Annotated in this window: 10 protein-coding genes and 1 pseudogene; 1 reads left to right on the top strand and 10 read right to left on the bottom strand. The window is 68.8% G+C overall.

Annotation, left to right across the window (positions count from 1 at the left end):
• Nucleotides 1–311: 311 nt before the first annotated feature.
• From OHU89_RS36195 to OHU89_RS36175, 5 genes and pseudogenes are all read right to left on the bottom strand, one after another.
• Nucleotides 312–2216, bottom strand: a pseudogene (locus tag OHU89_RS36195) (recombinase family protein); the annotation flags it as partial.
• 139 nt (nucleotides 2217–2355) lie between these two features.
• Nucleotides 2356–2625 carry a hypothetical protein gene (locus OHU89_RS36190; RefSeq protein WP_405649172.1) on the bottom strand — a complete coding sequence of 90 codons (270 nt, stop codon included), beginning with the start codon at nucleotides 2623–2625 and terminating at the stop codon, nucleotides 2356–2358.
• Nucleotides 2625–3851 (bottom strand): DNA cytosine methyltransferase, encoded by a 1227-nt coding sequence (locus OHU89_RS36185; protein WP_405649171.1) that lies wholly within the window; start codon nucleotides 3849–3851, stop codon nucleotides 2625–2627. Before OHU89_RS36185 ends, OHU89_RS36190 begins: the two co-directional genes overlap by 1 nt.
• On the bottom strand, nucleotides 3838–4794 hold the full coding sequence (locus OHU89_RS36180) for a TRM11 family SAM-dependent methyltransferase (protein WP_405649170.1): 957 nt from the start codon (nucleotides 4792–4794) through the stop codon (nucleotides 3838–3840). The genes OHU89_RS36185 and OHU89_RS36180 overlap by 14 nt, the downstream gene beginning before the upstream one ends.
• 23 nt (nucleotides 4795–4817) lie before the next feature.
• Nucleotides 4818–5474 carry a hypothetical protein gene (locus tag OHU89_RS36175; protein ID WP_405649169.1) on the bottom strand — a complete coding sequence of 219 codons (657 nt, stop codon included), beginning with the start codon at nucleotides 5472–5474 and terminating at the stop codon, nucleotides 4818–4820.
• A gap of 321 nt (nucleotides 5475–5795) precedes the next feature.
• On the opposite strand from OHU89_RS36175, the gene OHU89_RS36170 reads away from it, so the two are divergent.
• Nucleotides 5796–6458, top strand: coding sequence for an HAD family hydrolase (locus OHU89_RS36170; RefSeq protein WP_405649168.1), 663 nt, complete (start codon nucleotides 5796–5798; stop codon nucleotides 6456–6458).
• Here OHU89_RS36170 and OHU89_RS36165 read toward each other — a convergent pair.
• The 5 genes from OHU89_RS36165 to OHU89_RS36145 form a co-directional block, all read right to left on the bottom strand.
• Nucleotides 6442–7316 (bottom strand): IS5 family transposase gene (locus tag OHU89_RS36165; RefSeq protein WP_405649167.1). Its coding sequence is split into 2 segments (ribosomal slippage): nucleotides 6442–6939 and nucleotides 6942–7316, totalling 873 coding nucleotides; the frame shifts between segments, so codons are not numbered across the junction. The two genes, OHU89_RS36170 and OHU89_RS36165, sit on opposite strands and share 17 nt — an antisense overlap.
• A gap of 45 nt (nucleotides 7317–7361) precedes the next feature.
• Nucleotides 7362–8642: a hypothetical protein gene (locus tag OHU89_RS36160; RefSeq protein ID WP_405649166.1), complete on the bottom strand. Its 1281-nt coding sequence runs from the start codon at nucleotides 8640–8642 to the stop codon at nucleotides 7362–7364.
• Nucleotides 8639–8905, bottom strand: coding sequence for a hypothetical protein (locus OHU89_RS36155; RefSeq protein ID WP_405649165.1), 267 nt, complete (start codon nucleotides 8903–8905; stop codon nucleotides 8639–8641). The genes OHU89_RS36160 and OHU89_RS36155 overlap by 4 nt, the downstream gene beginning before the upstream one ends.
• Complete coding sequence (locus OHU89_RS36150; RefSeq protein ID WP_405649163.1) at nucleotides 8902–11556, bottom strand: SUMF1/EgtB/PvdO family nonheme iron enzyme; 2655 nt, start codon at nucleotides 11554–11556, stop codon at nucleotides 8902–8904. The genes OHU89_RS36155 and OHU89_RS36150 overlap by 4 nt, the downstream gene beginning before the upstream one ends.
• Nucleotides 11553–12329 (bottom strand): class I SAM-dependent methyltransferase, encoded by a 777-nt coding sequence (locus OHU89_RS36145; RefSeq protein WP_405649162.1) that lies wholly within the window; start codon nucleotides 12327–12329, stop codon nucleotides 11553–11555. Before OHU89_RS36145 ends, OHU89_RS36150 begins: the two co-directional genes overlap by 4 nt.
• Between the last annotated feature and the right edge of the window lie 134 nt (nucleotides 12330–12463).

Here is a 12463-nt window from a genome sequence, read left to right as displayed (position 1 = left end):
GGGGGACCCATAGTGACAACCTCTCAGTTGATCAAGGAACGAAAGCCAGGTGCGGCCCGCCGGGAAGGACACCCCGGCATCGCGCTCGCCGTCATCGCGGCCTGCCAACTCATGGTGGTCCTCGACGCGACCGTTCCGACGCGTGTTTCACCGTCCCTGTCATTGTCGTCGCCATCGTCCGTGTGAAACAAGCGAGGGTCGACCACGCCTTCGACCAGCATGTCAGGCAACGGCGGCTCGTTCGATGGCTCGGGCACGGGAACCGCTGGAATCGCCGTGGACTCCGTGAGGGTCTTAGCGATGCGCTCCCAGGTGCCGTCCGTTTTCCAGCGGGTCCAGCGGCTCATGAGGGACTTGCCCACCCCATGGCTCAGACTGCGAGCCGCCTCGTTCCACGTCTTCGCCGTCCGCGCTTTCCACAGAATCGCCTCGACGGCGTCCCGGGCTGGGAGGTCGGTGGACTTCCCCGATCCCCTGCCGGTCTTCGTGACGAGCGGCTCGATGACCGCCCACGCCGCATCGGGGACCTCGACCGGAATGTGCAGGTCGCGCTCCTTGAACCACGTGCCCACAGCACAGCACGCGCGGCCCTTGCGTACCGGGACGGGGCCCTGAAGTGTGACTTTGAGATCGATGAGATCGATGACGTCGGCCCGTTCCGCATCGTTCATGAACGGCATCTGGGCTCGGGCTCGTTCAGCAAGGGCAACAAGGTCCCTCGCCCGGCGCTCGGCGGCCTCGTTCTGGTGCTGCCATGCGACGGCCTCTTCTCGGAGTTTGCGCAGCTGACCGAGTTCGACGTTCATGGGGCCGGTGGCCTGGGTCACCATCTGGGTCGCGGCGTCCTGATCCAGTCCTTGCTGCGCGGCCTGGATCGCTGTGGCGGCCATCACTGTCGCGATCGCCCTCTCCTGGACGGCGATCTGCGCGTCGAGTTCCTCGATACGGTCAGCGTGCCCGCTTCGGGCGCCGAGCGTGACATCGGCCCATTCCCGAGCCAGATCCATCAACTCCTCCGGGTCCTTGAGGAGTCGGCTGATGCGCCGCCACGCCTCCTGCTCGATCCGGTCCGCGTCGATCTGGCTGCAGCCGCACACCGGACCGCCCGCGTGTCGGGGCTGCTTGCCCGAGCAGATGTATTTGCGCCTTCCTGTAATGGTTTGGATCTGCCCGACGTAGTGTGCGCCGCATCGGCTCACGATCCGCTTGGACAGCGGATAGCCACGCGAGCGCTCGCGGACTGCCCGCTGCGCGCCGATCCGGGCAGCCGCTGCCTTCAGCTCGCGAACCTCTTCCTCCGTGAACACCTCGTCGAGTTTGATGGCGACCGTGGCCCCGAAAACAGGGCTGCCGTCCCTGCCGAGCTTGGTGCCGCGTCCGGATCGCGCATCCTTGGAATGCGGATCCCTGAAGATCTGCACCCCTTCGAGCACCGCGCGGGACATCACGCGCGCCCGGAGATTCTCCCTGGACCAGGGGGCTCCCGAACGTGTCAGCAACCCTTCCGAGTTCAGGACGATCGCGGCCTGAGTCCAGTTCCTGCCCTCGTGCACCAGGAGGTAGCGGGCGCGCCGCAAGGTCATCGCTTCGCCCTTGGCGGCGCCATCCTCCTCGTACACGTCCAGCACCAGACGGCTCTCGCCCTTCTTTCCCCGATCCTGAATCCGCCAGCCGAAGGGCACCGTCCCACCGGTGTAGCCGCCTTCTTCCGCCTTCTCCTGAAGGCCCCCCTGCGTGCGATCCCGAATCTTCTCGCGCTCGTCCTCCGCGTAATCGGCGCCCTTGCGCATCTTCGAGCGGCCTGCCGAGGTGGTGTTGTCGTAGTCGTCCTTCACGACGGCCACGAAGACGCCCAAGTCTTCCAGCTCCCACACCCACGGCCAGAAAGCGCGTCCGCGGCGGCCGATGGCCCGCTCTTCGTAAACGACGACGACATCGAATGGGCGGGGTTCGGTGCGGGCGTCCCTCATCAGGCGGCTGAGGTCTTTCCGCTTGTGCGCCTCCAGGCTCCCGCTGAAGCCTTCATCGGCGTAGGTGTCAGCGTGCGACCAGCCCTTCCGCCCGATGTATTTGGCCGTCTTCTTGCCGGTATAGGCAATGCCGTAGCCCTTGGCCTGCTCTTCGGTGGACACCCGTAGGTAATCCACGGCTCGCAGCGGTGCCGCAAAGGACTCGCGGGATGCCGTTCCGGCGCCGTCCCTGACAAGGTGCGTCATCGTCGTCCCGTTTCTTAGGAAGAATCGGGGCACCGGTGCGCTGCGCCGCAGCCGGTGCCCCACAGCGACGCGCAGCGTAGCTCTGTCTTCGCCAGAGCGCCCGGACCTCTGACCAGCTCAACTGCCGCTCTTCAAGCCTCTATTCGCGCTCTTCACGCAGGGCGTTGCCGAACAGGAGCCGTGCGAAGCGGAGGCGCTCGGTGCGACTCCAACGGGTGACGGTCCACCGCGCCGTGACGCGCTCTACCTCCACGATCGGCATATCGATGCCCGAGCTGGGCTCCGACTGTTCGACCGAGGCAATGTTCGTGTCCGGGTGGTCGTCATCGAGGGCGGCAGCGTGCTCTGGATCGGCGCACGGGTCGTGGTCTTTGCCCTGCCGCGGGGTTGGCGTCCGGCTCGATCCCATCAGAATTCACCGCCAGGGGTGACACCAGCGCCCGAAGGCGCGCCGTAGCCCGGGACTGACGGCAGGAGCACGTTCAGGGCGTGAGCGGCTTGGGCGGGGACGACGGCGTTACCGAGCAGGCGGAGTTGGGTGGCTCGCGACAAGCCGGCTACGGCCGTGACGTGGCCATGAAGACCCATCATCCACTCGACGAACTCGGCGGAGAGGCGTCGTGTTCCAGGCTGGGTCGGAGGGGGTGCTGGGTGCGCGGTGATCAGTTCCCAGCGGCGGATGGCGGGCAGGTAGGCGGCCCACCAGCCGGGAGGCGAGTGACGGCGGTGCGAAGGTTCATGCCGCCCTGTCGTTTCGGCGTAGTACCGGCACCGCCGTTCGCATCGGCCGAGGTCGGAGTCGGCAGCAGCCGTTCGGAAGCAGGGGTGGTGAGGGCGGCCGCCGCGGAAGCAAGGGTGAGGCTGCCGTCTCCATGGCACTGGTTCGGTGAGCCTTTGGCACCGTCGCTGGCCCTCGGGGTGGGCAGTAGGTGTTCGACCTCGTCGGCCAGGGTTGGGCCGTGGCCTCCGGCCTTGCGTCTGGCCGGGTGCTGGGAGCCACCGTTGCTGCCCAGGTTGGCCGTCGGGGTCTTCAACAGCGGCTCGGTCTCGGGGTGTTGCGGGCCAGGCGACGAGGAAAACTCGCGCCCGGCGGTGTGGGGCTCCGACGTCAGAGGCGCGTACGCACGTCCAGTTCGCGTCGTACCCGAGGTCGGCCAGGTCTGCGAGTAGCACGCCCAGTGCCCGCATGCGGGGTTGATCGGGTGGGTCTCCCATACACCGCGGGCAGGGTTCCATGTGGCGAAGTGCGTGGGCGCCGGCTCGCGTGGAAAGCAGGCCGCGGACATTTTCGATCACCACCAGGCAGGGGTTGAGGGCGTCGATGGCGTCGACGACGTGGCGCCACAGGCCGGAGCGGGTGCCGGTGGCCAGTCCGGTGCGGGGGCCGGCGACGGAGAGGTCCTGGCAGGGGAATCCGGCGGTGAGGACGCACACGGGGCTGGTTCTGTGCCAGTCGACGGCCCGGACGTCGCCCAGGTTGGGGACACGGGGCCAGTGCCGTCTGAGGACGCAGGCCGCGTGCGGGTCGCTCTCTGCGTGCCAGGCGAGGTGGCCGCCGAGCGCAGCCTGGACGCCGAGGTCCAGGCCGCCGACCCCGGAAAACAGACTGCCGATCGAAAGGTCAGCGGCCTCCACAGCGGGCCCTTCGGGTGCAGGTACGGGAGCGGATGACGGCCGTTCTCAGGCGAGGGCACGACGGTGCGGCGGTGACCGTTCCGGTCGGGGCGGCCGGTTGGCCGGGCCTGGTGAAGACCAGTACGTCCTCGTGCTGGACCACCGCGAGGGGGATGCCCTGACGGCGGGCGTCGCGGACGTTCTTCATCTGGAAGAACGACGGGCGGGTGATCAGGCGGCTGTCGCGGATGCCTGCGAGGAGGGCGACGCAGCGTTCGGCGGGGGTGAGCCCGGCGGTCCGGCCGGCGGCGAGGACGGCGGAGGGCAGGTCGATGAGTTCGCCGCGCTCGCGCCATGGTCGGGTGGTGACGACCACGGTGCCGCCGGGGCGCAGGACGCGGCGGCACTGGCCGAGGATCTCGGTGAACGCCTCCAGGAGCCGGTCGGTGGAGACGTGGGCGAGGTTGGAGGGGTCGTGGCTGTAGCGGTAGTCCTTCTTGAGGACGCCGCGTGCGCCGGTCTCGCGGCTGGATCGGACCTGTCCGTGCACCGAGTTGCCGTACGGCGGTGAGGTGACGACGAGGGCGACCTTGCCGTGATGACGCTCTTCGATCAGGTCCGTGAGGTGGCGGGCGTCGCCGCACGCGACGTGTCCATTGCCGCCTTCGGTTCCCTGGAGGGTGTGGGTGACGTTGGCGCGGGCCAGGTCGGCCCAGCGCCGTTCGTACTCGGTGCCGAGCGCGTGGCGGCCGAGGCGGACGGCTTCGACGAGGGTGGTGCCGATGCCGCACATGGGGTCCAGGACCAGTTCGCCAGGGCGGGTGTAGGTGGTGATGGCGTGGGCGGCGATGGCCGGGAGCATCTTCGCCGGGTGGGCGGCGGAGCCGGGGACGTAGCGGTCCGCGCGCTGGGCGGGGGCTGAGGTCGGGGCGGTGTTCCACACCGAGAGAGGGGAGGGCGGCACGGCGGTTCTCCTCTGCCTTCGGCTTACGCGGGGCGGATTGCGGACAGGGCGATCAGGTCGCAGTGCGCGACGCCACGGGGCGCGTCTGCGGGGAAGGTGGGGATGAGGCGGTCGCCGACCGGGTGGCCGTAGACGACCACGATGTGCTGCAGGTAGCGGAAGCCGGCCGTGCGGGCGGACGCGATCAGCGCGCCGAGCGGGTCGGTCAGTTGCCCGGAGTCCCGGCGCTGGCGGGTGGCCAGCAGCAGGAAGCCGTCCTCGGGGAGGAGCCGGTGGGCGCGATGGAAGAACCCGGGCCAACTGTCCTCCAACGCACCGGGCATCTCGCTCCCGCCCGCAGGCAGGTCGTCGTCAGGTGCGGGGAGGGCGTCGGGGTGGAGTTCGGCGAGCAGGATGGACGGCCTGTTCGTGGCGTCCTCGTCGTCGGCCGGGGTGGTGAACGGGGTGGGCGGGATGCGGGCGTCCATACCGGGTGCCGTATCCCGGATCGCGATCTTGAGCAGCGGGGCGGGCCGGTGGCCGGGGCGTCCGACGAACTCGGTGCGGATCTTGTCGAGGGCCCAGGCGGGCAGCACAGCGCCGGGGATGGGAGCGGCGTTGGGCTCGTCCGGGCCGGGGAGCCAGATGGTCGTCGGCAGCGGGCGGTCCGTAAGAGGGCGGGAAGCGGTGGAGCGCGACATGGGCTGAGCGGCGCCCGGGAGCGAGGGTCCGGCCGTACTCGTGCTGACGTGAAGTAATAGGGGATCGCCAGCCGATCTTTGCCATCACGATCGCGTGTTCGATCTTTGGGGTGACTGCTCTACACATGGGCGAGCGCCCCCGGGGATTCCCACCGGGCGTCGCGTTTGCGCAGCTCATCCTGCATGCGAGCCAGTAGCGAGCCACCGCCGAGCCATCACCGATCGGTGCCCCGTTCCGCACACGGTGGTCTAGGGCCTGTATCGGAAGTACGCGGGGCACCCCGGATCTGGGGTCTCACGTGGCGGTGACATCCTTGGTCAGTGTTCTCATCCGATCATGTGGGCGCTGTGTTCTTCGATGTCGACGGCACCCTCGTCCCAGGCACGAGTTCGTCAGTCTTTCTGGCTGGCTTCCTTGGCCATCGGGACGAGTTGGCCAAGGCCGAGGACGCCTACGCCTCCGGTGACCTGGACAATCGACAAGTCTCCGAGCTGGATGCCAAGGGCTGGGCGGGTGTGTCCGAAGAACAAGTCTCTGGCTGGCTCGATGGGCTTCCCTTGGTCTCGGGCATCACGGAGACCGTGGGCTGGTGCCGGCGGAACGGACTGGTGCCCATGCTGGCAACTCTCGCCTGGTCGCCGGTCGGCAGTTACCTGACCGACCGCTTCGGCTTCCACGCGTTCAGCGGACCTCGGCTGGAGACCACCGACAGCCGGTTCACGGGCCGCGTCGCTTGCCACTTCGATGAGTACGACAAACGTGATTTCGCCCTCGCACAAGCCCGAGAGCTGGGGTTGGCTCCCCGCTCGTGTGGGGCCATCGGAGACAGCCGCTCCGACCTGCCCTTGTTCGCTTCCGTCGCGCTGAGCGTGGCATTCAATGCCTCGCCAGGGGCACGGGCGGCGGCGACCGTCATGGTGGATGGCGGCGACCTGCGAGGCGTGCTCCCCGCCTTGAGCCGCTTGGTCACAGCCACTCGTTGATGGCCGCGACGAGGACGGTCGCCTCGTAGCGGACCGCGAGCTTGTCGTACCTCGTGGCCACGGCTCGATGCCTTTTGAGGCGATTGATGCCGCACTCGACCGCGTGCCGGGCCTTGTAATCCTCCGGGTCGAACTTCGGCGGACGGCCGCCGCGGGAGCCGCGTTTCCTTCGGTTGCGGGCCTGGTCGGCCTTGTCCGGGATGGTGCAGCGAATGCCACGTCTGAGCAGGTAGGCACGATTCTGGCGGGAGGCGTACGCCTTGTCGGCGCGCACTCGCCTCGGCCGGGTGCGCGGTCTGCCGGGCCCCAGCCGGGGCACCCGGACGCGGCCCAGGACGACCTCGAACTGCGGGGAGTCCCCGCGCTGCCCGGCGGTGATCACGACAGACATGGGCTTCTGCCCCTGCTCGACGGCCAGGTGCAGCTTGGTGGTCAGGCCGCCGCGCGAGCGCCCGAGGCCGTGGTCGTCAGGCTCGGTGGCGACGCCGCCGGGCGGCTCCTTCTGCAGATCCCCCTTTTCCGCGCTCCGGCGGCATGCTGGTGGGCCCGGCACACGGTGGAGTCGATGTTGAGATCCCAGGTGATCAGGTCCTGCGCATCGGCCCTGGCCTGGAGTTCAGTGAAGATGCGCTGCCAGGTGCCGTTGCGCTGCCAGCGGCGGAACAAGTCGTACGCCCGCCCCCATGGCCCGTACTTCTCGGGCATGTCCCGCCACGGGATGCCCGTGCGAACCCGGAAGCGTATGCCGTCAATCAGCTGCCGCCTGGTCCATCTCGGTGGCCGCCCGGGCTTCTTGCCCTTCGGCAACAACAACTCCAGCACGGCCCATTGCTCGTCCGTCAGATCTCCCCGCGCCACGAAACAAGATCATCTCACGCTCAAGATCTACTTCCGATACAGGCCCTAGGCCTTGCCGCCACCCCGCAGGGATGACAGGACCAGGCGCCCATACCGTGTCGTGAGGACGGCGGCTGTGGCAGCAACCGACAGTGCAAGCGCGATCAGCAGGTGTGCCGTGGAGTGATCGTCGAGTACCTGCAGGATGCTGAGGGCGGTGCCGAGCGGCAGGCCGAGGATGGTGAGGACGCCCAGGGCCCCGCTGATCTGCTGGCTCTCCTGGGTCTGCACAAGCCTGCTGTAGTCGGCCGCTTCGGCCAGGATCTCGTCGAAGCGGGCGGGCAGCCGGTGCTGGTTCTGGAAGGCGAGGAGCAGGTCGTTGGCCGCGCCGTGGGCGGTGAGGTGCTGGCGCCAGTAGGTGCTGCGGAAGACTGCAATGTTCCGCTCCAGCGTGGCGACGCGGCGGGCGAGGCGTGAGGAGTTGAACACCTCGGAGAGTTCGTCGGTGAGCTCGTCGATGTGGTCGCGCTGGAGCGAGCCGAGAAGCAGGGCGTCGAGGTAGACGGTCCGGGAGTGCAGGGCGCCGAACTCGAAGAAGTCGCCCGCGCCGGTGTCGGGGCGGTGGCCGAGAAAGGCAGCTCCTTGGCGTAGCACCAAGGCGCTCCAGTCTGCGGAGATCCGTACAGCGTCCTTGAGTTGATCAGCGGCGGTCTCCGGGGGTAGCGGGAAGTCCTCCGGGGTGGAGCGGGAGGCCAGTTGCCACAGCCAATGGTCCGCGGTGACGGGCAGCGCCCCGTCGTCGCCGATGCGGAGTGCCGGGGTGTGCCGCTCGGTGGGGGTCATGAAGGCGATCGTGTAGGGGCGGGCTATGGCGAACGGCTGGTCGGGGTCGCGGACGTCCGCGATGCCGGCGAGGAGCGCGGCCGGGTCGAAGGGGCCGGTGAGCAGTTCTTCGGCCAGATTCGGCCGCCGACCGGCCAGGGCCCGCAGGATGGGCAGCAACGGTCTCTCCACGCTCAAGTGCAGGACGACAAGGGCGTGTTCGGGGTTGCGGGCGGTGGCCGCGCGGAGCAGTTCCATGCCCAGCAGGTGCAGCCCATCCTGCTTGACGTCCAACGGCAGGTGCCAGCGACGCGGCCGACCGGGCGCCCCGTACAGGGCGCGGGCGGAGGCAGGGGCGAAGTACGTGGACCGGGTCTGGGCGTCGGTGCGGCGGCTGCCCAGCTCGAAGGGGAAGGGGCCTTCGGGCCAGCCGGGGACGCGCAGCAGGCGCACCGGCAGGACGACGGTCAGCTCCTGGCGTGCCCCTGTTACGTCTTCGAGCTGCGGATCTCCGTTGGCGGTCACTGGTAGTACTCGGCCGGGTCGGGCTGATCGAGGCGGATGACGAACTCCGCCCGGTCGGGGCTTTCGGCGCTGACGTGGAAGCGGACGCGTTCGCCGGTGCGGATGGTGCGGAATCCCTCAGTGACGATCTGCCGGTAGTCGAAGCCGTAGTAGCGCTCGTCCTCGTCGTCCCGGACGACATAGGTGCCGAGCGCACCGCTCAGCCCGCCGCCGCTCGGGCGCCGGTCCACAATGGTTCCGTGACGGGGGTCGCCGATGCTCATGCTGTCGCCTCCTTGGTCCCGGAGGTGTCGAGGTCCTGCACGCACCGGAAGCCGACCGCGTTGCTTCCGCCGCGCTTGCGGTAGATGCCCTTGCTGCTGGTCTGCACGGCGCGCATCGGGTTGTCGTAGCTGCCACCGCAGATGACCGCCTCGCCGGGGTCGTCCAGGCTGGTGGAGGTCCACTCCCAGCAGTTGCCCACCATGTCGAGGACGCCGAACGGCGAGCGGTTGCCGGGCCGTTCACCGGCCGGGGTCACCCCGGCCCGTCGGACGGCGTCGCCCGCGAAGTCCCGGTACCAGGCCTGATACGTCACGACGGGCTGGCCGACCCAGGTGTCGGCGCAGTTGACGCGGGTGCTGTCGAGGGTGTCGCCCCAGGGAAACAGGCGCCCGTCGCCGCCGCGCGCGGCGGCCTCCCATTCGAGGGAGGTCGGCAGCCGCTTGCCCTCGAACGCAGCGAAGGCATAAGCGCTCCACCAGCTGACGCAGATGGCCGGGTGGTTGTCGTAGCGCGGGTTGTCGTAGTAGTCGGGGTGCCGTAGCCGGTCGGTCCAGGGGCGATGGGTGACGTCGGCCGGCTGGTCGGGGTGGTCCCACCGCGAGGTGCCATCTGCATCTAGCGATGCGAGGAAGCGGCGGTAGCGGGCGACGGTCACGGCATGGCGATCGAAGCGCACTGGGTGCTCGACGCGACGGATCAGCAACCGTTCGGCCGGACCGACCAGGTACGCCCCGGCGGGCAACACACAATCATCCGTATCCCGGCCTCCAGGCAGGTCGGCGAGGAAAGCGCGCACCTGCTCGGTGAGGAAAGCACCGCCGAGAAGGCCCGCCGCCAGGTCCCGGTTGGCCGACTCGGCGAGGAACCTAGCCGCCAGCAGCTCCTGGTACGCCGTGTGCACGAAGGCGACGTGATCGGGCCCGGCAGGTCGCAGCAGCGCAGCGAGCACACAGGCGTCGAGATCGAGGCGCCCGTCCGCGAACGCTTCAGCCCCCACCTGGCGGTGGATATCGAGGAGGGAGAACACGGTGCGGTCGCTCAGAAAGGCATGGCCGAACGCGGCGGGGAGCAGCTGCTCCAGGTCGGGTCGGCCCCGCTCGGTCAACGTCCGCGTGATGTGCGTGCCGAGGATGTCCGCGAGCGGCTGGCCCGCGGGAAGGCTCAGCGCCGTGGTCAGGCGCGTCTCAAGTGGCGTGGTTTCGGGTTCGGCCAGGCGTACGACGTGGAAGTGCGGCACGCGGGACGGGTCAACGCCGTTGGCGTACATCTGCTCGACCAGCTGCTCGGAGCGACCCGCGCCATTGTCCAGCAGCTGACGCACCTGCGGTGAGTCCGCGAGGAAAGACACCCGTGAACTCATGACCACCGCCGACTCGGCGGACAACACGGCCGCGAGATCGGCGAAGAGCCGCAGGAAACCGGCCGGGCTTGCTTCGTCCACGCCCTCGTCGACGGCGTCGAGCACGCACAGCGCGGTCCCCGAGCGGATGAGGTAGAGGAAGAGTTCGTAGGCGCGCGAGCGGTCCGACGTCATGACCGGCGCGAGGAGGCGGGCCGCGTACTCGGAGAACGGTTCGTCCTTCGGTTTGAGGCCGAGGTCGAAGTAGAAGCGGAAGCGGCGGAGCTCCGGATTGGCGGCGAGTGAGCGCAGGAGCGTGCTCTTGCCGCTCCCCGGACGGCCGGTGACCAGGACGTTCGCACAGCCGCGCGCCAGACCCGTCAGGAGCTCCGCTGCGTCGCCGGACAGATCCATCCTCGACTCGCCGGTGCGCGGGTCGGTGGTCAACACCGCCGCCGCGATGGCAGCCCTCGGCTCGGCCGGGTTGGCAGCGGAGGTGAGTTCAGCAAGGTGGGTGTCCAGGTTGACGAGGGTGTCGACGAAGCCGTCGTACCGCACGATCCGGAAGTCCAGCCCCAGCATGGGGTGGAGAGCGCCAGGCATCGCACCGCCGTCGTCGTCCAGGACGACGAACCGGGTGAGCTTGGGGAGCCGGGTGCGCAACAGCTCCCCGTCGCTGGAGGCCAGGACGGTGCGCAGGTCGTCGGCGTCCCGGGAGAGCATCAACTCCACGTACTCCAGCCGCATCCCCGCCTCGCGGCAGAACAGCTGGTACACGGTGTCCGGGCTGAGGACGAACCGCTTCGCCTGCCGGTAGCCGAGCGTGACGTACAGCCCGGCGAGGAACTCGCAGCGGCGCGCCACCTCGGGCGCCATGTCCGGCTCACCGCCCAGCAGCGCCGCGCTCCCGGTGTTGGTGAACCAGACCAGCACGTCCACAAGCCGGCGGACCGCCAGCAAACCGTCCTCGTCACTGATGTCGTACCCGTCGTGCGTGGACCGGTTGCGCAACCGGCGAATGTCTTCGAGCGCATCCACCACCGTGCTGCTGCGGATGTACGGGCGGCAGCGCTTGACCAGGTCGTTCAGGGCCTTCGTCGACGGGTCACCCTCGACACCGTGGTGACGCCACAGCTCCTTGAGCAGCTTCTCGGTCAGCTTCCCGACCAGGGCCACCGCGTTCTCCGGATAGCCGTCGTTGAGGGACCGTAACGGCCGTTCCAGATCCAGCCCCAGCCGATCGGCGATCCTCGCGTGGTCGTCGAGTTCACTCCGCAGGCGCCGCAGCCGTTCATCGACCAAGGTACTCACGAAGACTCCCCAGCTCGCCGACCGAGGACGAACGCGAACCGGTCCGGAAACACCAGCACCGGCTCCGGATGCGCGGCGCGCATCTCCTCGACGCCCTTCTCGATCTCGCTGTCGCTGAAGGTGGAGAGCAGGGACATGTAGCGGGCACGCACCATGCCGAGGTACTTGTCCCGGTCGATGCGCAGCTCATGCTCGACATGACTGAGTCCGGCCTCCAACCCCGCCGCCTGCAAGTACCCCTCAATCACGGCCGGGTCCGGTTGCAGCTCCTCGAAGCGCGCGAGGGCCGCCTCGAACAGCGGGTACTGGATGGTGGCCGGAAGCATCACCACCAGCAGCCGACCTCCAGGGGCCAGTCGGCTGGCCAGACCGCGCAGCGTGTGCGCCGGATCGGCCACGTGATGCACCGACTCCTTCAGCCACATCGCGTCAAGCCGCTCGTACGGCAGACGCGCACGTCCTTCGGCGATGTCCTCGGCGGAAGCAACGACCGGCGTCAGATCGGCCGAAGGCAGCGTCCCGAGCTGACCGAGCATCGCCTCGGACGGATCAACACACAGAATGGGATGCCGGGGCTGGACCCGCTGGGCCACTTCTCTCGCGAACAGGCCCGTACCGGAACCGATGTCCGCGACTCGGTCCGCGGGGCCTAGACGCAACGCCTCAGCGATACGACCGGACATCCAGGGCACGTAGTCCGGACCGTAGACCCAGTGCTCGTCGTATTCAGCCGCCAACCCCTCGTAGTGCCCGCGCACGTCGCGCCCGTCCACGATCCCCCTCGCGTGTCGCCGGTTGTGCCGTACAGGGCAGAAGACAGGCTATCCCGCGTACTTGATCGACAACAGGCGGTAACTGGACGTCGACTGGCCCTTGTTCAACGCCCCTGCCGGAGACTCAGGCCTCC

This window comes from Streptomyces sp. NBC_00019, assembly GCF_045041015.1.
Taxonomy (GTDB): domain Bacteria; phylum Actinomycetota; class Actinomycetes; order Streptomycetales; family Streptomycetaceae; genus Streptomyces.
Note: the sequence above shows the minus strand (reverse complement) of the source record. Positions and strands in the feature narration are given on the sequence as shown.